Source organism: Microbacterium proteolyticum, assembly GCF_014192415.1.
GTDB classification, from domain to species: Bacteria; Actinomycetota; Actinomycetes; order Actinomycetales; family Microbacteriaceae; genus Microbacterium; species Microbacterium proteolyticum.
Map to the genome: position 1 here is coordinate 970275 of NZ_JACHXY010000001.1, position 19726 is coordinate 990000.

The following is a 19726-nucleotide window of genomic DNA, read 5'->3' on the forward strand; positions in this document are numbered from 1 at the left end:
GACGAGACGCCGATCGCCCGAGGCGCAGCGCGGAGCGCCCCGATGCCGCACTAGCCTCGGAGCATGATCGATCCCCTCCTCGTCGTCCTCGCCGGCGTCGTGGTGGTCGCCCTCGCCACGGCCATCGGGCCGCGCTTCAACGTCGCGGGACCCCTCGTGCTGCTCGCCGTCGGCGCGGGGGTGAGCCTGCTGCCGTTCGTACCGCCATTCGCCGTCGACCCCGAGATCATCCTCGTCGGCGTGCTGCCGCCGCTGCTGTACTCCGCGGCCGTGCAGCTGCCCGCCATCGAGTTCCGGCGCGACTTCGCGCCGATCGCGGGACTCTCCGTCGTGCTGGTCGTCATCAGCTCCGTGCTGCTGGGCCTGTTCTTCTGGGCCGTCATCCCCGGTCTCGGCCTCGCTCTCGCGATCGCGCTGGGGGCGATCCTGAGCCCCACGGATGCCGTGGCCACCTCCATCGCCAAGCGCTTGGGCATCTCGCCGCGCGTGGTGACGATGCTGGAGGGCGAGAGTCTGCTCAACGACGCCACCGCGCTCGTGCTGTTGCGCACGGCGGTGGCCGCCGTGGCATCCGGATTCGCGTTCGGCGACGCCGTGGCCGACTTCGCGTGGGCGGTCGCCGTCGCGCTGGTCCTCGGTGCCGTGATCGGTTGGGTGAACCTGCGCGTGCGCGAGCGCCTGGCGAACCCCGCCGCCAACACGGCGCTCAGCTTCACGATCCCCTTCATCGCCTACCTCCCCACCGAGCACCTGGGCGGATCGGGGCTGGTCGCCGCGGTGGTCGCGGGGATCGTGACCGGCCAGGGGGCCGCGCGCCGCTTCACCCCCGAACAGCGCATCAGCGACCGTCTCAACTGGCGCACGGTCGAGCTCGTGCTCGAGGGCGGGGTGTTCCTCGTCTTCGGTCTCGAGCTGAAGGACATCGTGGGTGCGAACCTCCGCGAGCACGAGGGGCTGTGGCACGGCACGTGGTTGGCGCTGAGCGCCCTCGGGATCGTGCTCATCGTGCGCGGCCTGTGGGTGGCCGGGTTGATCTGGGTGCAGGGGCGCCGCAGCCGTCACCACCAGCGCAGCCAGGACCGGATCGAGGGGGCACAGGACCGCCTGGACCGATTCGAGGCGGTCTACCGCGAGACGCCGGCGCACTTCGGGGTTCGCGGGGCGGATCCGGTTCGCACGGAGCGACGGATCGGGTGGATGCGGACCCGCATCGCCCGCACGATGGCCGACCTCGACTACTACCGCGACACCCCGCTCGGCGCGCGCCACGGCACCGTCATCGTGTGGGCGGGCATGCGCGGGGTCGTCACGCTCGCGGCTGCACAGACTCTGCCGGCGAACACCCCCCAGCGTCCGCTGCTCATCTTCGTCGCCTTCCTGGTGGCGCTGTTCAGCCTCGTGCTGCAGGGGCTCACGCTCGCGGCCGTCGTGCGGTCGGTCGGTCTCGCCGGCACCGGCGGCGAAGGACCGACGCGGGAGGAGCAGCGCGCCCTCGACGCAGAACTCCGCCAAGCCGCCAGCGACGCTCTCGGCGCGGGGACGCTGCGGCGGCGCGACGGCGCGGCATTTCCCCCTGAGCTCCTGGAGCGCGCCGGTGCGCGGATCGTGCAACCGCCCGATGAGGACGCCTCGACCCGCGTCCGAGACTTCCTCGAGCTGCGGCTCGCCTCGATCGAGGCGATGCGCCGACGCCTGCACGACGCGGGACGCGACGGCCGCTACAGCACCGCCGCCCTCCGTCACGCCCTCGCGGAGCTCGACGCCGACCAGCTGAGCCTGGAACTGCGCATCGACGACGGCGAAGACGAGTAGGGCGAGCGCACGCCCGGCGCTCATCGCGGTGGCCCGGGCGGGTGGAGCGGTGCGCGCCACACCTCGTGGCGCACCCTCCGGCCCGTGTGGCGGCACGCGCTCGAGGGCGGGCCGCGAGCCTGACGGGGCGTGGAATGTGCAGCAGGGCGTCGGGCGTCCGCCCCGGTGCACATCACGCGCCCCGGCACGAGGCCGCGGGCGCCGGCCGGCGAACGCGGAGGCCTGTTCGCAGGGGCGTGAGGCACAATGGAGGCGGAGGTCTCCATGAGCGATTCGATCCCGACGATGCCGTCATCCGTGGATGCCGCCGGGACCGGCACCGTGCCCCACGCGCACGCCGCCGCCGAGTGTCCGAAGTGCTTCACCGAGCTGCAGAGCGACCGCGACTGGTGGCGGGCGCGTCCCGCGGGTTCGCGACTCGTCGGCCTCGTCGTCTCACGGCCGGATATGCCGACCGTGGTGCAGCAGCGCGACGACCTCACCCGGTTCGGGGTGCCGATCGAAGGCTTCCGTCACCCCGCACCCGAGACGATGGAGGGCTGGGCGAACCGCCTCGATCGCTTCTTCGGAACCCTCACCCGCGGTGACGTGCTCGTCGTCGCGAGCGTGCACGCACTCGGCGCGACGCGCGAAGACGAGACCCGCGCGATCGCCGACCTGCGTCGGCGCGGAGTGATGGTGAAGGTCCTTCCGCACGGCGATCGGCACCTCCACGACGCAACGCTCAGCACCCACGGCTGACCCCGCGCCTCCTCGGAGCGCCCCCGACCTCAGTTCTCGGCGGTCGCCGTACTCTGCGCGTCGAACGCCTGTCTCACCTCAGCGGTGTCGGAGACGCTGTGCTGCGACTCACCGACGGGCTGAAGAGCACAAGGACACCCGCCACCTCGCTGCTCTCGAAAGCAGCGAGGTGACGCTCATCCAAGATCGACGGGATCATCTCGCGCGCCCGTCGGAGTCATCGCGGTGAACGTAACGAGCGAGGTGCTCGGCGGTGAGGGTGGACCGCGCCGCGACCAGATCGGCCGGCGTGCCCTCGAACACGACGACGCCGCCGTCGTGTCCTGCACCGGGTCCCAGATCGATGATCCAGTCGGCGTGCGCCATCACGGCCTGATGGTGCTCGATGACGACGACGGTGTTGCCGGCATCCACCAGCTGATCGAGCAGACGCAGCAGCGTGTCGACGTCGGCGAGGTGCAGACCCGTCGTCGGCTCATCGAGCACGTAGACCGCGCCCGACTTGGCCATCGATATCGCGAGCTTGAGGCGCTGACGCTCGCCGCCCGAGAGGGTGTTGAGCGACTGCCCGAGCGTCAGATAGCCGAGTCCGACGTCGCGCAACCGGCCGAGCACCGCCACGGCCGGTCCTTTGACGAGGAACTCCCCCGCTTCGGCGACCGACATGGCCAGCACCTCGGCGATGTTCTTACCGTCGAGGGTGTACTCCAGCACGTCGTCGGAGAAGCCCGTGCCCTCGCAGAGCTCGCACACCGTTTCGACCGTGGACTGGAAGCCCAGCTGGGTGACGATGGCCCCGAGGCCCTTGCACGCGGGGCAGGCGCCCTCGCTGTTCGCGCTGAAGAGCGCGGGCTTGACCCCGTTGGCCTTGGCGAAGGCTGCGCGCACCGCGTCGAGGATGCCGGTGTACGTGGCGGGACTGCTGCGCCGCGACCCCTTGATGGCGGTCTGGTCGACGACCACCACGTCGTCGAACGCGGGCAGGTTGCCGTGGATGAGCGACGACTTGCCGGAGCCGGCGACGCCCGTCACCACGGTCAGCACGCCGCGCGGGACGTCGACATCGACGTCGCGGAGATTGTGCTGCGACGCGCCCCGAATCGGCATGGCCCCCGCCGCGGTGCGCACGGCGCTCTTCAGCTCGGCCCGGTGATCGAGGAAGCGGCCGGTCAAGGTGTCGGAGCTGCGGAGCCCGGGGACGTCGCCCTCGTACTGCACGGTGCCGCCGTCGCGCCCGGCGCGGGGGCCGAGGTCGACCACGTGATCGGCGATCTCGATCACCTCGGGCTTGTGCTCGACGACGAGGACCGTGTTGCCCTTGTCGCGCAGCTGCAGGAGCGTCTCGTTCATGCGCTGGATGTCGTGGGGATGCAGACCCGCGGTGGGCTCGTCGAACACGTAGGTGATGTCGCTCAGGCTCGAGCCGAGGTGCCGGATCATCTTCGTGCGCTGCGCCTCACCGCCCGACAGCGTGCCGCTGGCGCGGTCGAGGGAGAGGTAGCCGAGGCCTATGTGCACGAAGGCGTCGAGGGTGTCGCGCAGGCCCTGGATGAGCGGCGCGACCGTGGGGTCGTCGATGGTGCGCACCCAGGCGGCGAGGTCGGTGATCTGCATGCCCGCGGCATCCGCGATGTTGACATCGCCGATGCGCGACGATCGCGCCCCCGCATTGAGCCGCGTGCCCTCGGAGGCCGGGCAGGCGATGAAGGTGACCGCACGGTCGACGAAGGCGCGGACGTGCGGCTGCAGCGCGTCGCGGTCTTTCTGCAGCATGCTCTTGGTGACCTTGGGCACGAGGCCCTCGTAGGTCATGTTGGTGTTCGCGATGCGCACCTTCGTCTGCTCTTTGTAGAGGAAGTCGTGGCGCTCCTGCTCGGTGAAGTCCTGCACCGGCTTGTCGGGGTCGAGGAAGCCGGACTCGGCGTAGATGCGCACCATCCACCCGTCTGGGGTGTAGCCCGGCACCAGGATCGCCCCGGCGTTCACCGAGAGTGACTTGTCGACGAGCCGGTCGAGGTCGATGTCGCTCACCTGTCCGAGCCCCTCGCACTCGGGACACATGCCGCCGGTGATCTCGAACGAACGGCGCTCCTTCTGCCCCTTCTTCGCCCCCGTCGCGATAGTGACGGCACCGGCACCCGAGATGGAGGGCACATTGAACGAGAACGCCTGCGAGGAGCCCACGTGCGGCTGACCGAGACGACTGAACAGTACGCGCAGCATGGCGTGCACGTCGGTGGCGGTGCCCACCGTGGAGCGCGCGTTCGCCGCCATGCGCTCCTGATCGACGCGGATCGTCGCGCTGAGGTTCTCGAGCGCGTCGACGTCGGGGCGTGAGAGCTCGCCCATGAACTGCTGCACGAACGTGGGATAGGTCTCGTTGATGAGCCGCTGCGACTCGGCGGCGATCGTTCCGAACACGAGGGACGACTTGCCCGAGCCGCTCACGCCGGTGAAGACCGTCAGGCGGCGCTTGGGCACGTCGAGATCGACGTTCTTCAGGTTGTTCTCACGCGCACCGCGGACGCGGATGACGTCGTGGGCATCGGGGTCGGTCACGGGTGCCTCCTCGGGATCGTCACCCAGTGTGGCGGACACCACCGACATCCGCGACGCAGGCGTGCATCGACTGGCCCGTGCCCTCACGCCGACGTACACGCGCGAGGGAACCGGCCGGACATGACGATGCCCCCGCGGACGAATCCACGGGGGCATCGGAGGAATGATCAGCCCTGAGCGCGACGGTTCGTGCGGGGGCTGCGCGCGCCCACGACCATGCCGGTCGTCGGAGAGCCGGATGCCGAGCGACCCGCGCCCTGCGCCCGACCGGCGCCCGCACCGGCACGCTGCGTGCCGCCGGCACCCTGACCGCGACCGGCACCGGAGCGCTGGCCCTGGCCACGGCCGCCCTGCGGCGCGTGACCGGCTGCGGCGGGAGCCTCGGCCGACTGGCCGCTGCCACCGCGTCCGCGACGACGGCGTCCGCCGCCGGCCGATGCGGCATCCTGTCCCTGTGCGCGCTCGGCGCGCTTGCGCTGGGCGTTGGCGCCCTGCGAGCGTCCGCCGCCCTGGGGCTGCGCGACGATCGGCTCGGGCTTGACGTAGGGGGCGACCTCGCCGACGAGAGCCACGACCTCGGGCGAGGTGGGGGTCACCGGCTGCGGCGCGGCCGAGATCTTCGCCTTGCGCAGGATGTCGAGGGTGTCGCGACGCTGCTCGGGCAGCATGATCGTCACGACGTCACCGGCGGTACCCGCGCGGGCGGTGCGGCCCGAACGGTGCAGGTACGCCTTGTGCTCGACGGGCGGGTCGACGTGCACGACCAGCTCGACGCCGTCGACGTGCACACCGCGCGCGGCGACGTCGGTGGCGACGAGCACCTTGGCGCGACCGTCGCCGAAGGCGGCGAGGTTGCGGTCGCGCTGCGGCTGCGACAGGTTGCCGTGCAGGTCGACCGAGGGGATGCCGGCGGCGGTCAACGCCTTCGCGAGCTTCTTGGCCTGGTGCTTCGTGCGCATGAACAGGATGCGGCGTGCGGTGCCGGACGCGAGGGTCTGGACGAGATCCTTCTTGGCGTCGGCGTCGGCGGGAGCGAAGACGTGGTGGGTCATCGCGGCGACGTGCGAGTGCGCCTCATCGACGGAGTGCAGGACCTCGTTGCGGAGGAACCGCTTGACGAGCTTGTCCACGCCGTTGTCGAGCGTGGCCGAGAACAGCAGACGCTGACCGTCGGCGGGCGTGCGGGCGAGCAGTCGCGTGACGCCGGGGAGGAAGCCGAGGTCGGCCATGTGGTCGGCCTCGTCGAGCACGGTGATCTCGATGTCGCCGAGGTTCGCGAACCCCTGGCTGATGAGGTCTTCGAGGCGGCCGGGGCACGCGACGAGGATGTCGACGCCGGTGGCGAGCGCGTCGACCTGACGCTTCTGGTTGATCCCGCCGTAAACGGTGGTCGTGGTGAGCTGGAAGGCCGCGGCGAGGGGCTTGATGACCTCGTCGATCTGGTTCGCCAGCTCACGGGTGGGGGCGAGCACGAGGGCGCGGGGCTTGCGTCCGCGACGGCGGTCGGTCTTCGCTGCGAGCCGCGCGACCAGCGGGATCGCGAAGGCGAGGGTCTTGCCCGAGCCGGTCTTCCCGCGGCCGAGCACGTCGCGTCCGGCGAGGGTGTCGGGCAGCGTGTCGGTCTGGATCGGGAAGGGCTCGTTCTTGCCCTGTGCGGCGAGAATGTCGATGAGGGGTGTGGGAACGCCGAGGTCGGCGAAAGTCTGAGACGTCATGAATACTCCTGCCGCGGCGCACGCGCGCACGGCGGTTCGGGATGCCGCGATGCTGCGGCTGCAATGGGCGAAGGCGCCAAGTGGCGCATCCGTTCGCCGTGAAGGTCAAAGGCCCCAAAAGAGGGGGCCGGTGCGTTCGACGACGCTGGGAGCGAGAGCTCCACGCACCAGTCTACCGGGTGAGCGGCGCATCTCCGTCGCGCGGAGGATCCGCCGCCATGTCAGCCTCTCGTAGCCTCGACACCATGGACATCTCATCGATGATCATGGGCGCGTCGATCGCCTCCATCGCCTGGATCGCCTTCTACCCCTGGGCGCAGCTGCGCCGACTGCGCGCGATCGACGCGCGGAACGCCGCCCCGGACGCGACGTCGGACTGATCGGGCGCCCTCGCGCCCGCACGGCGCCGAGCGCGGCCGGGCGCTCGCGCACACCGTCGACCCGCGGACGACGGCGCGGCCGAGTCAGGCAACCGCGCGCCAGCATCCCGCGACGTGATCGTCGACCATGCCCGAGGACTGCATCAGGGCGTACATCGTGGTCGGACCGACGAAACGGAAGCCGCGGCGACGCAGTTCCTTGCTCATCGCGGTCGACTCGGGCGTCACCGCCGGCACCTCCGCGAACGTCGTCGGCGGCGCATGCCGGACGGGAGCGAAGGACCACATCAGCTCGTCGAATTCACCCTCGGCCATGCCTGCGACGATCCCCGCATTGCCGATCGCGGCCTCGATCTTGCCGCGGTGGCGGATGATTCCGGCATCCTGAAGCAACCTGTCGATGTCATCGGGGCCGAAAGCCGCCACGACCGACGGCTCGAAGCCGTGGAAGACCTCACGGAAGCGCGGACGCTTGCGCAGGATCGTGATCCAGGCCAAGCCCGCCTGGAAGCCCTCGAGGCTGAGCTTCTCGAAGAGGGGGCGGTCGCCGCGCAGCGTCGTGCCCCACTCCTCGTCGTGGTAGCGCTGGTACTCGACGTCGCCGCCCGCCCACGCGCAGCGGATGACACCGTCGGCCCCGGTCAGCACATCGCTCATGGCCCCAGGGTAGGGCGGACGTCCGACACCCCGCGAAGAGCACTTCGCCACAGGCGATCCCGCGAGGCCGGGGCCGATTCATCCCCTGCGGACCCGTCCGCGAACGATCCCCCGTCCTCGCGGGCCCGCACGAAGCCCGCCCCGCGTCGAGAGGACGCGGGGCGGGCTTCGTGCGGCGGCGGATCAGCGCGCGGGCTTCTTCTCCGGCACGGGCGCGTTCCCGGATGCCGCGAGCTCGGCGTAGTACGCGGCGGCCTCGTTCTGGCGGTCGTCCTCCACCCCCGAGGCGATGGACGCCCGGACGTGCTCGGGGCCGTAGCCGAAGGCATCCACGAGGTCCTGGGCGTGCGGGCGGAGCCGCGCGCAGAGGCGGTCGATGTAGCTCGAGACGGCGGAACCGCGCTGCATCGACAGTCGCCCGTTGATGAGATGCCACGCGAGGTGCTTCTCGATCACCTGCAGTCCGAAGAGGTCACGCAGCCACGTGAGCACGCGGAGCGTGTCGGGGTCGTCGATGCGGTTGATGGCATCGGTGAACGCCTCCCACTGCAGCAGTTCGCCGTGGGCCCGAGCAGCTTCGATGAGCTCCGACTGGTTCTCGTTGAACAGGGCCGCGGCGTCGTCGCGCGAGAGCCGGGATGCCGGACGCAGGCGCCCCGCGATGTCGGCGATCATCTGCTGCACGCGACCGGCCAGCAGGTCGTGCTGCTGCTCGGCGCGCAGCCCCTTCTCGACCGAACGGGCGGTGGACCCGAAGTCGCTGACGGCCTGCCCGAGCTGACGCAGTCCGGCACCGTGGAAGAGCTTGCCCGCGGTCTGGCCGACGGCGAAGGCGGCGAGCTGCTTGGCATCCTTGCCCTTGAACTGGCGGGCGTAATCGGCCAGCAGGCGCTTGCCCACGAGCTGGAGCAGGATGTTGTTGTCGCCCTCGAAGGTCACGAAGATGTCGAGGTCGGCGCGGAGCCCGACGAGGCGGTTCTCGAACAGGAAGCCCTGTCCGCCGCACGCCTCGCGCGCCTCCTGCAGCGTGTCGAGCGCGTGCCACGTCGACAGGGGCTTCAGGGCGGCGGCGAGGGTCTCGAGGTCTTCGCGGTCGGCATCGGTGTCGAGGGCGCCGCTGAAGACGCCGTCGAACTTCTGCAGGAACTCGTCGTGGGCGAAGATCTCGGCGTAGGTCGTCGCGAGGCGCGGCAGCAGGCGGCGCTGGTGCTTGCCGTAGTCGAGCAGCGTCACCTCGGGGGTGCCGCTGCCGGAGTCGAACTGGCGGCGCTGGTTGCCGTAGGTGATGGCGATGATCAGGCCGATCGCCGAGGCCCACGCGGCCGCGCCGTCGAGCGAGACCCGACCCTGCACGAGGGTGCCGAGCATCGTGAAGAACCGGCGTCCCGGGCTGGCGATGTCGCTGGAGTACGTGCCGTCGGCGGCGACGTCGCCGTAGCGGTTCAGCAGGTTGGTTCGGGGGACGCGCACGTGATCGAAGTGGAGGCGGCCGTTGTCGATGCCGTTCAGGCCGCCCTTGAGACCGTCGTCTTCGCCACCGATGCCGGGGAGGAAGTGGCCGTCGTCGTCGCGCAGCGGCACGTAGAAGCAGTGCACGCCGTGGTTGACACCGTCGGTGATCAGCTGGGCGAACACCGTCGCCGCCTTGCCGTGCAGGGCGGCGTTGCCGAGGTAGTCCTTCCACGCGCCGCGGAAGGGCGTGTGGATGACGAACTCCTCGGTCGCGGGGTCGTAGGTCGCGGTCGTGCCGATGGCCGAGACGTCGGAGCCGTGACCGGTCTCGGTCATGGCGAACGCGCCGGGGATGTCGAGGCTCATGATGCCGGGAAGCCACTTCTCGTGGTGCTCGGCCGTGCCCAGCTGCAGCACCGCCGAGCCGAAGAGGCCCCACTGGACGCCCGACTTGATCTGCAGGCTGGGGTCGGCGGCGACGAGCTCCTCGAAGCCGGCGATGTTGGCACCGTTGTCGTCCTCGCCGCCGAAGCGCTTCGGGAACGCCCGGTGCACGGCCTTGTTCTGCACGAGCAGGTGCAGCTGGCTGAGGGTGCGCTCGCGGTGCGCGTCCATGCCGAGGCTGTCGTCGCGCCACAGCGCGGGGTCCTTGATCATCTCGCGCGCCGCGCGGCGCGTATCGGCCCACGTTCCGAGCAGCAGATCGGTGACCCGCTCGGTATCGATGCGGGCTTCCGCGGCCTCGGCGGCGGTGTGCGCCGCGGTGGGCGCACCTCCGACGGGCGTACGCGTGCTCGTGGCGGGCGTGGTGGGACGGACGGCGGCGTCGGTCATTGTCGGCACCTCTCGACGGGGCTCAGGGATGCCATTCACGGTAGGTGTCCCACAACGACCGGGCAATCATTGTGTGGATGCACCACAAGCACGCCGGGTGGCGAGCGGCGGGGTCGTTGTGGATGGTCAACATTCCCGAGAGTGCGCTGAAGAGAGCCGCCACCGGTGGCTTCGACAGACTCCGCCACCGCCGGACGGGGTCGCGGGACGCGTCGAAGGGACCGCGACGCGTGCAGACGTCAGCTCGCCGCGACCACCGTCAAGATGCCGTCGCCATAGGCCTCGCGCTTCTTCGCGCCGATGCCGGTGATGCCGTCGAGATCACCGACCGACGCGGGACGGGCCGCGGCGATGGCACGCAGGGTGGCGTCGCCGAAGACGATGTACGCCGGCACGCCCTGCTCGCGGGCCTTCTCTGCGCGCCAGGCGCGAAGGGCCTCGAACAGATCGCGGTCGGCGGGGGCCACGTCGTCGGCGCTGGATTTGCGTTGACGGCTCCCTCCGCCGCCCGAACCCGTGCGGCCGAGCACGTCACGGCGGAGCGGCACCGGAGCCTCACCACGGAGGACCGGCGCCGACGCCTCGCTGAGCGCGAGCGTGCCGTAGTCGCCCTGCGCGACGACGATGCCCCGGGCGAGCAGCTGGCGGATGACGCTGCGCCAGTCCTGATCGGACAGGTCGGCCCCGAGCCCGTACGTGCTGAGGCGGTCGTGACCCTGCTGCGCGATGCGCTCGGTCTTGGCTCCGCGGAGGATGTCGATGAGGTGGCCAGCGCCGAAGGCCTGCCCGCGCTCGCGCTGCAACCGCACGATCGTCGACAGCAGCTTCTGGGCGGCGACGAGGCCGTCCCATGTGTCAGGAGGGGTGAGGCAGGTGTCGCAGTTGCCGCACGGCTCGGAACGCTGCCCGAAGTAGTCGAGGAGGTTCTGTCGACGGCATCCGACCGTCTCGCACAGGGCGAGCATGGCGTCGAGGTGCTGACCGAGGCGCAGCTTGTACGAGCGGTCGCCGGGCGACTGGTCGATCATGCGGCGCTGCTGCACGACGTCGCCGAGGCCGTACGCCATCCACACCACCGAGGGGTCGCCGTCGCGGCCGGCGCGCCCGGTCTCTTGGTAGTAGCCCTCGACCGACTTGGGCAGGTCGATGTGGGCGACGAAGCGCACGTCGGGCTTGTCGATACCCATGCCGAACGCGATGGTGGCGACCATGATCACCCCGTCGTCGCGAAGGAAACGTGACTGGTTCGCCGCGCGCACGGAGGCGTCGAGGCCCGCGTGGTACGGCAGGGCGTCCAGGCCCTGCGTGCACAGATACGCCGCCGTCTGCTCGACGCTCTTGCGGCTGAGCGCGTAGACGATGCCCGCGGATCCCTCGGGCTGACTCTTGATGAACTGCACGAGCTGACGCCGCGGGTCGACCTTCGCGTCGATGCGGTACTGGATGTTCGGGCGGTCGAAGCTCGCGACGAAGCCGCGTGCGTCGCGCAGGCGCAGACGCTCTACGATCTCTTGCGCGGTCGCGGGGGTGGCCGTCGCCGTGAGCGCCATGCGCGGAACACCGGGGAAACGGTCGGCGAGGTCGCCGAGGGCCAGGTAGTCGGGGCGGAAGTCGTGGCCCCACTGCGATACGCAGTGCGCCTCGTCGATCGCGATGACGCTGAGCCGCCCCCGCGCCAGGAAGGCGAGGGTCTGGGCGCCGTTCAGCCGCTCGGGCGCGACGTAGAGCAGGTCGAGCTCGCCCGCGAGGTAGGCCTGCTCGACGGCCTGACGCTCGGCAGGCGACTGCGTGGAGTTCAGGTAGCCCGCTCGAACGCCGTTGGCGATGAGCGCCTCGACCTGGTCGTGCATGAGCGCGATCAGGGGGCTCACGACCAGGCCGGTGCCCGGGCGCACGAGCGCGGGCACCTGATAGGTGACGCTCTTGCCGCCACCGGTGGGCATGAGCACGACCGCGTCGCCGCCGTCGACGACGTGCTGGACGATGTCGGCCTGATCGCCGCGGAACACGTCGTAGCCGTAGACCTCGTGGAGCACCTCGCGGGGGTCGCGGCCGGTGAAGTCGCGCACCGCCGGGAGTTCACGCGCCGTGCCGGTGGCCACGACCGCGCGCGCGAACGGCGACGACGGGTCGACGGGGGGCGGCGGGGCGTCGAAGTCTTCGGGCGGGGCGAACTGGTCGGGGTCCCAGTCGGCGCCGGCGTACGGATCGTCGAGGACGTCGTACGGCTCGGGCGGCGCGTCGGCGTACGGCTCGGGTGCAGCGCCGGGATGAGTCACCCCTCCACGGTAACCCCGGCCGCCGACACCGACCTCGACGTGGCATCCATCGCGCTGATCAGCCGGCTGGGGAGGAGGTGTCATCACGGTCGCCGAGCCGCGGCCGGAGCTCGCCGATCTCCCGCGAGAGCGCGGATGCCGGTGCGAGGTTCACCGGGTCCAGATCGACCCGCCGCGCGACGCACCCCGTGCAGCGGACGTAGCGAACGCGTCCCTCGCTCGTCGCGTGCACGGATTCGGTGACCCACGCATGTTCGTGAACGAAGGGGGGAGCGGCGGCGGAAAGCAGTCGAGAGGTGGTCATGACCCCAGCGTGATGTAATGCCGTTGTGCATCTCAACCCTTACGGCGAGTACGCCGTCCTCCTCGCGGCCTCGCTCGCCAACGAGTGGCCCGCCGATCGCGCGGGTATCGAAGCGCGCACGATCGAGCGGGGGATGACGATGCGGTTCCCCGTGGCATCCGACGATCACGCACAGACGAGGCGCGTCATCGACGAGTGGCTGAGAGTCGTGGATGCGACGGACGCCGACGAGCGCGCTGCCCTGCTGAACGCGCAGATGGCCGGGGTGACGGCGTATCCCCGCCTCACCGATCACGATGGCGAGGGATGGCACCTGCACTACCGGGACAGCGACGAGGCCCTTCCGCGCGTCCTCGCCGCCGTCATCTCGGTCGGCACGTCTCTGCACCTGGTCACCCGCGGGATGGACCGCCTCGGCCGCTGCGCCGCCGAACCGTGCGCGAACGTGGTGGTCGACGTCACGCGCAACGGTCGGCAGCGGTACTGCTCGGTGCGGTGCGCGAACCGCGCCGCCGTCCGGCGGCACCGCGCGCGCAGCTGACGGGCCGGGTCGGGCGTCCCGGCACGCCGAGAAACGCCATCCGCCCGAAGAAACGCGTTGCCGAGGCGTTTCTCCCCGCGAACAGCGTTTCTCGCGACCGGGCCCACCCCGCACGCCTCACGCGTCCGGCGTGTGCAGCCGGGCCAGATACCGCTCCACGCGCGCGGGCGCTCCACCGCGGTCGAGCAGGGACACCCCGACGATCACGACGGTCGTCAACGGGATGCTCCACGCCGCCGGCTGCGTGACGATCACGGCCCACCCGCCCATGCCGCGCAGCGCACCACCGGCCAGCAGCGCGGCGCCGCACGACACCGCCCCCACGACCATGCCCGCGACCGCGCCGCGCGCGGTGAGCCGCGGCCACCACACGCCCAACAGCAGCACCGGCGACAGGGTGGACGCCGCGAAGACGAACACCAGACCGACGCTCGCGACGAGACCCGCCGGTTCGGTCAGGAGCGCGACGGCGAGGGGCACCGCCGTGCACAACACGGCCGAGAGGCGGAACGAGCGCACCCCACCGCCGAAGAGGTCCTGACTCACGACCCCGGCGAGCGAGACGACGATCCCCGACGACGTCGCGAGGAACGCGGCGAAGGCCCCCGCCACCAGCAGCGAGGTGAGCAGCTCCCCCACCAGGCCCGGGAACACCCGCGACGGGAGGGCGAGAACGACCGTGTCGGCGACACCGGAGACCGCGAGGTCGGGGGCGACGACGCGCGCGATCAGTCCCATCGTCGACGACACCGCGTAGAACGCGCCGATGAGCACGATGACCACCACCGTGGTCCGCCGCGCTGACGCCCCGTTCGGGCTCGTGTAGAACCGCACGAGCACGTGCGGAAGGCCGATGGTGCCCAGCAGCAGGGCCAGCAGCAGCGAGACGGTGGCGTAGGCGTCGAGCGCGCCCGGCCCGCTCTCGGCGGGGAACACGCGCGCGGCGTCGATGTCGGAGCCACCGCCCGACAGCGCCACGAGCAGGAACACCGCCGGTACGAGCAGCGCGGTGAGCTTCAGCCAGTACTGGAACGCCTGCACCGCCGTGATGGCACGCATGCCGCCCGCCGCGACGATGCCCGCGACGAGCACCGCCACGAGCACGCCACCCGCCCAGCGCGGCACGTCGGCGACCACACCGAGGGCGAGCGAGGCCCCGTGCAGCTGGGGCACGATGTACAACCACCCGATCACGAGAACGACCACGCTGGTCACCCGACGCACCGCGCGCGACTCCAACCGCGCCTCGACGAAGTCGGGGATCGTGTACGCCCCGCTCCGGCGGAGGGGGGCGGCCACGAACAGCAGCACCAGCAGGTAGCCCGCGGCGTAGCCGATGGGGAACCAGAAGCCCTCCGCCCCCGACAGCAGCACGAGCCCCGCGAGCCCCAGGAAGGTACCGGCCGACAGGTACTCCCCGCTGATTGCCGAGGCGTTCCAGACGCTTCCGACGCTCCGGGATGCCACGAAGAAGTCGCTTCGCGTCCGAGACGAACGGATGCCGGCGAACCCGAGCACCGCGGTCGTCACCACGAGCAGCCCCACCGCGGCAAGGTCGAACACCGGGTTCACGCGGGATCCTCGGGCTCGGCGAGCTGCCGATACCGGCGCTCGTTGCGGGCGGCGGCCCGGGCGTAGATGAGGGCGAACACGAGGATCAGCGGGTAGAACCCGTAGGCGTGCAGCAGCCACGACAGCGGCACCGACCACACCACCGGATCGCCGAGGGTCGGCAGCGCCGCGATCACGCCGGCGAGGGCTGCGGCCACGACGACGAAGGCCGCGACGCAGCCGAGCGCGAGACGCAGCTGCGCGCGCACCAGCCCGCGCGAGAACACCTCCTCGGCTTCGTCCGCCACCCGGCCGGGCAGCGCGACGCCACGCGTCACGGGCCGCGACACCCGACCCGCGGTGGATGCCGTGACCCGCACGCGCGGGAGGGGGCGCGGCTCGGGAGTCATGGCATCCCATCGTGGCATCCACCGCCCCGGCGGTCGATGGGGCGTCAGCGCAGCAGAGCGTCCCGCACGGTCGGTACGAGGCGACGGCTGACCGGCAGCTCGATCTCGGCGAGCGCGACCGTGGGCGCCGACCCGGTCAGGCGCACCTCGGTGACCGCATCGCGGTTCACGAGGTACGAACGGTGGACGCGCACGAAACCGGCGCCCGCCCATCGCTCGGCCAGTTCCGACAACGGAACACGCACGAGGTGATCGGATGCCGCGGTGTACAGCCGCGAGTAATCGCCGTTCGCCTGCACCCAGCGCACGTCCGCGCGGCGCACGAGACGCGTGGACGTACCGACCGTGACCGGGATCGTCTCGTCGTCGACCGCGTCGACACCCGCCTCGGCGGCGAGAGCCCGGCCGAGCGCTCGGTACAGACGTTCGGCCCGCACCGGCTTGAGCACGTAGTCGACGGCCTCCAGATCGAAGGCGTGTACGGCGCCCGAGTCGTCGGCGGTCACGAACACGACGGGCGGACGCGTGCGCAGGCCCGCGAGCGCCCGCGCGAGGTCGAACCCCGTGATCCCGGGCATGTGGATGTCGAGGAACGCCACCGCCACCTCGCCCCGCTCCAGCACCCGCAGCGCCTCGGCACCGCCGCTCGCGGTGTGCACGATCGACACCCGGGGATCGGCCGCGAGCAGCGCCGCGAGTTCGTGACGCGCGGGCGCTTCGTCATCGGCCACGAGCACCGCGACGCTCATGTGCGGGCCGTCTCGTGCCGGGGTTGGGACTTGGGCACGCGAAGGTGCACCGAGGTGCCCGAGCCGACGTTCGTCTCGACGACGAGCCCGCCCCCCGGCCCGTACAGCTGCCGGAGCCGCGCGTCGACGTTGCGCAGGCCCACGTGCGACGACGGCGCATCCAGGTCGAGCAGGGTCGCGAGCTCGTCGGGATCCATCCCCACGCCGTCATCGTCGACGATCACCTCGGTGTGCGTGCCGTCGTCGATCGAGGTCACCGTGAGCACGCCGCCGTGTTCGCGGCGCTCCAGCCCGTGACGGACGGCGTTCTCGACGAGCGGCTGCACCGACAGGAACGGGATGACGGTCGCGAGCGTCTCGGGCGCGATGCGGAGCCGCACGGTCAGACGGTCACCGAAGCGGGCCCGCTCCAGTTCGAGGTAGGAGTGGATGCTGCGCAACTCCTCCGACAGCGTGGTGAACTCCCCCTGCCGCCGGAACGAGTAGCGCGTGAAATCCGCGAACTCCAGAACGAGGTCGCGCGCGCGGGGCGGGTCGGTCGAGATGAACGACGCGATCGCGGTGAGGGCGTTGTAGATGAAGTGCGGGCTGATCTGCGCCCGGAGGGCCCTCAGCTCGGCCTCGGCGAGAGCCGCGCGGGAGGCGTCAAGGCCCGCGAGCTCGATCTGCGCGGCACACCAGTCGGCGACATCGCCCGTGGCCCGCACGAGCGGCGCGCGGACGTCGGCGGCGAAGGCGACGACGGCGCCCCACACCCGACCGTCGACGACGATCGGCGCTCCCACGGCGGCCTCGCCGGCCTCGGTGAACACCTGACGGCGCCCCGACTCGTACACCCGCGCAGCGACGCGTCGCGCGGGACCGGCGAGCGACCCGGGACCGTCGACCGCGACCCGGTCGGCCGCCGACTCGACGATCGCCACCGCGTCGGCGGCGAGGAGGACGCGAAGGTGCTTCGCCGCGCGCGCGGCATCCGGTTCGTCTCGACCTCCGCGAAGGGCCGCCGCCGCGGCCGCCGCCACATGCAAGGTGCGGTGCGTCGCCCGTTCGGCGTCGCTGCCGAGGTCGCGCGGGGCGAGCGCGAACCGACGGGCGAAGACCAGCACGAGGGTGATCGCCACGCCCACGACGACGCCCGCGGCACCGGCGAGCAGCGGGGCATCGAGCATTGTCGAAGCCTACTCAGCAGCAGCGGGCGCCCGGATTGCGATCCTGCTCGGCCGTGCGCTGCCGCCAGAACTGCCGCTCGGTCAGCGGGGTCGCATCCGGATGCTGGGCGCGCAGGTGCGTGACGTACACGTCGTACGCCCGGTCGCCCATGAGGGTCGTGACGTACCAGCGGATGCCACGACCCGCCCGCACCACTTGCGCGCCGAAGCGTTGCAGGGGGCCGGGGGCCGTGGCATCCATGTCGGTCATCGTGGTCGCGATCAGTGGGACGAGACGGACGGACGGTCGGGGTGGTCGGCCGGGAGGGCGTCCCACTGCTTCTCGATCTCGCGCTCCTCCTTGGTGGCGAGGAAGCCCGCGGCGGCGAAGCGACGCGAGGGCACGACGGCGTCTTCGAGGTTCTCACCGCCGCCGTTGCGCAGCGCCTTCACCGTCACGATCACGGCCATCACGATGACGATGATCGCCAGCGTCACGAAGATCACCGACAGCACGCCCTGCACGAACGTGTTGCGGACGACGGCTTCCATCGCCGCGACGCTCCGGGCGGTGCCGAACTCGGTCTTCCCCTCGGCCAGCGCCCCGCGGAATGCGAAGTGGTTCGCCCAGTACCCCACCGCCGGCACCGGCGAGAAGATCTTGTACATGGATGCCGTGATGGTCACGACCGCGGCGAAGGCCAACGGCACGGCAACGATCCACAACCACCGGAAGTACGAGCGGCCCCGCTTGGCGACGATGGCCAGCACCACGGCGAGCGCGATCGCGGCGAGCAGCTGGTTGGCGATGCCGAACAGCGGGAAGAACGTGTTGATGCCGCCCAGCGGATCGGTCACACCCAGGATGAGGATCGAGCCCCAGCCGGCGACCATGACCGCCGTGCAGATCCAGGCGCCGGGGCGCCACGAGAGGTCCTTGAACTTCGGGATGACGGTGCCGATCGAGTCCTGGAGCATGAAGCGGGCCACGCGGGTTCCGGCATCCACCGCCGTGAGGATGAAGAGGGCCTCGAACATGATGGCGAAGTGGTACCAGAACGCCATCATGGCCTGCCCTCCGAGGGCTTGCTGCATGATGTGCGCGAGACCGAGCGCCAGGGTCGGGGCGCCGCCGGTGCGCGAGACGATCGATTCCTCGCCGACCGCCGCAGCGGTGGAGGTCAGCATGTCGGGGGTCAAGTTCACACCCGCGAGTCCCAGTCCGTTGACGAACGCCACCGCGCCCTCGACGGTGCCGAGGGTGGCCGCGGGCGACGAGTTCATCGCGAAGTAGATGCCCCGGTCGATCGACAACGCGGCGACCAGCGCCATGATCGCCACGAACGACTCCATGAGCATGCCGCCGTAGCCGATGAAGCGCGTCTGGCGCTCCTTCTCGAGCAGCTTCGGGGTGGTGCCCGAGGCGATGAGGGCATGGAAGCCGCTCAGCGCTCCGCACGCGATCGTGACGAACAGGAAGGGGAAGATCGGGCCGCTGAACACCGGGCCCGTCTGGCCGCCGGCGAACTCGCTGAACGCGGGCACCGAGATCTCGGGGCGCACCAGCACGATCGCTCCGGCGAGCATGACGATCACGCCGACCTTCATGAAGGTGGAGAGGTAGTCGCGCGGGGCGAGGAGCAGCCAGACCGGCAGCACCGCGGCGACGAAGCCGTAGACGATGATGCCCCACGCGATGACGGTGCGATCGAGGTGGAAGGCTGCGTAGCCCCACTCGGTCGAGGCGACCCACCCGCCGGCGACGATCGCCGCGATCAGCAGCACGAACCCGATGATCGAGATCTCGGTGATGCGGCCCGGGCGGATGAAGCGCAGGTACAGACCCATGAACAGCGCGATCGGGATCGTCATCGAGACGCTGAACACGCCCCACGGGCTCTCGCCGAGGGCGTTGACCACCACGAGCGCGAGGATCGCGACGATGATCAGCATGATGAGCAGGCTCGCGAGGATCGCCGCCGTGCCACCGATCCTGCCCAGTTCGTCGCGCGCCATCTGCCCGATCGTGCGGCCGCCTCGGCGCATCGAGAAGAACAGCACGAGGTAGTCCTGCACGGCACCCGCGAGGATGACGCCGACGATGATCCAGATCGTGCCCGGAAGGTAGCCCATCTGCGCGGCGAGCACGGGGCCGACGAGGGGGCCGGCGCCAGCGATGGCGGCGAAGTGGTGGCCGTAGAGGACGCGGCGGTCGGTGGGGACGTAGTCCTTGCCGTCCTGCTTGCGCTCGGCCGGCGTCGCACGGCGGTCGTCGGGTCGCGCGATGAAGCGCTCGATGACCTTCGAGTAGAAGCGATAGCCGATCAGGTAGGTGCAGACGGCGGCGAACACGAACCAGATCGCGTTCACCGTCTCGCCGCGCACGATCGCCAGCATCGTCCAGCCGAGACCGCCCAGCAGGGCGATGCCGATCCAGAGGGCGATCTTCGCGGGGGTCCATCTGCTGCGGAGCTTCTCAGGCTCCACGGCGACGGGGGGAAGGTTCGGATCTGTGACGATGTCGTCGTCGACGGAAGCGCTCATGGGGTCTCCTGCTCGCGGCACTGCGGACTCGGGCAGGCTAGGCGGATGCC

The 19726-nt window shown here is 70.9% G+C and carries 15 protein-coding genes; 4 read left to right on the plus strand and 11 right to left on the minus strand.

Translation table 11 applies throughout. From position 1 onward, the window contains the following. Positions 1 to 63: 63 nt before the first annotated feature. Positions 64 to 1812 carry a cation:proton antiporter gene (locus tag FHS07_RS04525; protein WP_183418662.1) on the plus strand — a complete coding sequence of 583 codons (1749 nt, stop codon included), beginning with the start codon at positions 64 to 66 and terminating at the stop codon, positions 1810 to 1812. A 264-nt stretch (positions 1813 to 2076) separates the two neighbouring features. After that, positions 2077 to 2553, plus strand: coding sequence for a dehydrogenase (locus tag FHS07_RS04530; protein ID WP_183418663.1), 477 nt, complete (start codon positions 2077 to 2079; stop codon positions 2551 to 2553). A gap of 195 nt (positions 2554 to 2748) precedes the next feature. On the opposite strand, the gene FHS07_RS04535 is transcribed toward FHS07_RS04530, so the two are convergent. Together FHS07_RS04535 and FHS07_RS04540 are read right to left on the minus strand one after the other, a co-directional pair. Next, complete coding sequence (locus FHS07_RS04535) at positions 2749 to 5160, minus strand: ATP-binding cassette domain-containing protein (protein WP_183418664.1); 2412 nt, start codon at positions 5158 to 5160, stop codon at positions 2749 to 2751. Between the two features lie 119 nt (positions 5161 to 5279). Then, positions 5280 to 6827: a DEAD/DEAH box helicase gene (locus FHS07_RS04540; RefSeq protein ID WP_183418665.1), complete on the minus strand. Its 1548-nt coding sequence runs from the start codon at positions 6825 to 6827 to the stop codon at positions 5280 to 5282. A gap of 218 nt (positions 6828 to 7045) precedes the next feature. Here FHS07_RS04540 and FHS07_RS04545 point away from each other — a divergent pair, with 218 nt between their 5' ends. After that, positions 7046 to 7207 carry a hypothetical protein gene (locus tag FHS07_RS04545; protein WP_183418666.1) on the plus strand — a complete coding sequence of 54 codons (162 nt, stop codon included), beginning with the start codon at positions 7046 to 7048 and terminating at the stop codon, positions 7205 to 7207. Between the two features lie 84 nt (positions 7208 to 7291). On the opposite strand, the gene FHS07_RS04550 is transcribed toward FHS07_RS04545, so the two are convergent. The 3 genes from FHS07_RS04550 to recQ all read right to left on the minus strand — a co-directional run bounded on the left by FHS07_RS04550 (position 7292) and on the right by recQ (position 12429). Then, positions 7292 to 7864, minus strand: a complete 573-nt coding sequence (locus FHS07_RS04550) for a DNA-3-methyladenine glycosylase I (protein WP_183418667.1) — start codon at positions 7862 to 7864, stop codon at positions 7292 to 7294. 183 nt (positions 7865 to 8047) lie between these two features. Next, entirely contained in the window at positions 8048 to 10150 is a 2103-nt protein-coding gene (locus tag FHS07_RS04555; protein WP_183418668.1) for an acyl-CoA dehydrogenase family protein, read from the minus strand. A 239-nt stretch (positions 10151 to 10389) separates the two neighbouring features. Continuing rightward, positions 10390 to 12429, minus strand: a complete 2040-nt coding sequence (recQ, locus tag FHS07_RS04560) for a DNA helicase RecQ (protein ID WP_183418669.1) — start codon at positions 12427 to 12429, stop codon at positions 10390 to 10392. Between the two features lie 329 nt (positions 12430 to 12758). Between recQ and FHS07_RS04565 the strand changes: the two genes are divergently transcribed. Continuing rightward, on the plus strand, positions 12759 to 13274 hold the full coding sequence (locus tag FHS07_RS04565) for a CGNR zinc finger domain-containing protein (RefSeq protein ID WP_183418670.1): 516 nt from the start codon (positions 12759 to 12761) through the stop codon (positions 13272 to 13274). A gap of 117 nt (positions 13275 to 13391) precedes the next feature. Here the strand turns inward: FHS07_RS04565 and FHS07_RS04570 are convergent, their stop codons facing one another. The 6 genes from FHS07_RS04570 to FHS07_RS04595 are packed head-to-tail and all read right to left on the minus strand — an operon-like array spanning position 13392 to position 19676. Further along, complete coding sequence (locus FHS07_RS04570) at positions 13392 to 14846, minus strand: sodium:solute symporter family transporter (RefSeq protein ID WP_183418671.1); 1455 nt, start codon at positions 14844 to 14846, stop codon at positions 13392 to 13394. Further along, positions 14843 to 15235, minus strand: coding sequence for a heavy metal transporter (locus FHS07_RS04575; RefSeq protein ID WP_183418672.1), 393 nt, complete (start codon positions 15233 to 15235; stop codon positions 14843 to 14845). The genes FHS07_RS04570 and FHS07_RS04575 overlap by 4 nt, the downstream gene beginning before the upstream one ends. A 44-nt stretch (positions 15236 to 15279) precedes the next feature. After that, positions 15280 to 15984: a LytR/AlgR family response regulator transcription factor gene (locus tag FHS07_RS04580; RefSeq protein WP_183418673.1), complete on the minus strand. Its 705-nt coding sequence runs from the start codon at positions 15982 to 15984 to the stop codon at positions 15280 to 15282. Next, entirely contained in the window at positions 15981 to 17153 is a 1173-nt protein-coding gene (locus tag FHS07_RS04585) for a sensor histidine kinase (protein ID WP_183418674.1), read from the minus strand. Before FHS07_RS04585 ends, FHS07_RS04580 begins: the two co-directional genes overlap by 4 nt. A gap of 13 nt (positions 17154 to 17166) precedes the next feature. Continuing rightward, positions 17167 to 17394, minus strand: coding sequence for a YbdD/YjiX family protein (locus tag FHS07_RS04590; RefSeq protein WP_183418675.1), 228 nt, complete (start codon positions 17392 to 17394; stop codon positions 17167 to 17169). A 20-nt stretch (positions 17395 to 17414) separates the two neighbouring features. Then, positions 17415 to 19676 (minus strand): carbon starvation CstA family protein, encoded by a 2262-nt coding sequence (locus FHS07_RS04595; RefSeq protein ID WP_183418676.1) that lies wholly within the window; start codon positions 19674 to 19676, stop codon positions 17415 to 17417. Positions 19677 to 19726: the final 50 nt, after the last annotated feature.

Bases quoted from the DNA above. Each gene is read 5' to 3' on its own strand.
- FHS07_RS04525 (WP_183418662.1), top strand. From the start codon at position 64: ATGATCGATCCCCTCCTCGTCGTCCTCGCCGGCGTCGTGGTGGTCGCC.
- FHS07_RS04530 (WP_183418663.1), top strand. From the start codon at position 2,077: ATGAGCGATTCGATCCCGACGATGCCGTCATCCGTGGATGCCGCCGGG.
- FHS07_RS04535 (WP_183418664.1), bottom strand. From the start codon at position 5,160: ATGTCGGTGGTGTCCGCCACACTGGGTGACGATCCCGAGGAGGCACCC.
- FHS07_RS04540 (WP_183418665.1), bottom strand. From the start codon at position 6,827: ATGACGTCTCAGACTTTCGCCGACCTCGGCGTTCCCACACCCCTCATC.
- FHS07_RS04545 (WP_183418666.1), top strand. From the start codon at position 7,046: ATGTCAGCCTCTCGTAGCCTCGACACCATGGACATCTCATCGATGATC.
- FHS07_RS04550 (WP_183418667.1), bottom strand. From the start codon at position 7,864: ATGAGCGATGTGCTGACCGGGGCCGACGGTGTCATCCGCTGCGCGTGG.
- FHS07_RS04555 (WP_183418668.1), bottom strand. From the start codon at position 10,150: ATGACCGACGCCGCCGTCCGTCCCACCACGCCCGCCACGAGCACGCGT.
- FHS07_RS04575 (WP_183418672.1), bottom strand. From the start codon at position 15,235: ATGACTCCCGAGCCGCGCCCCCTCCCGCGCGTGCGGGTCACGGCATCC.
- FHS07_RS04580 (WP_183418673.1), bottom strand. From the start codon at position 15,984: ATGAGCGTCGCGGTGCTCGTGGCCGATGACGAAGCGCCCGCGCGTCAC.
- FHS07_RS04585 (WP_183418674.1), bottom strand. From the start codon at position 17,153: ATGCTCGATGCCCCGCTGCTCGCCGGTGCCGCGGGCGTCGTCGTGGGC.
- FHS07_RS04590 (WP_183418675.1), bottom strand. From the start codon at position 17,394: ATGGATGCCACGGCCCCCGGCCCCCTGCAACGCTTCGGCGCGCAAGTG.
- FHS07_RS04595 (WP_183418676.1), bottom strand. From the start codon at position 19,676: ATGAGCGCTTCCGTCGACGACGACATCGTCACAGATCCGAACCTTCCC.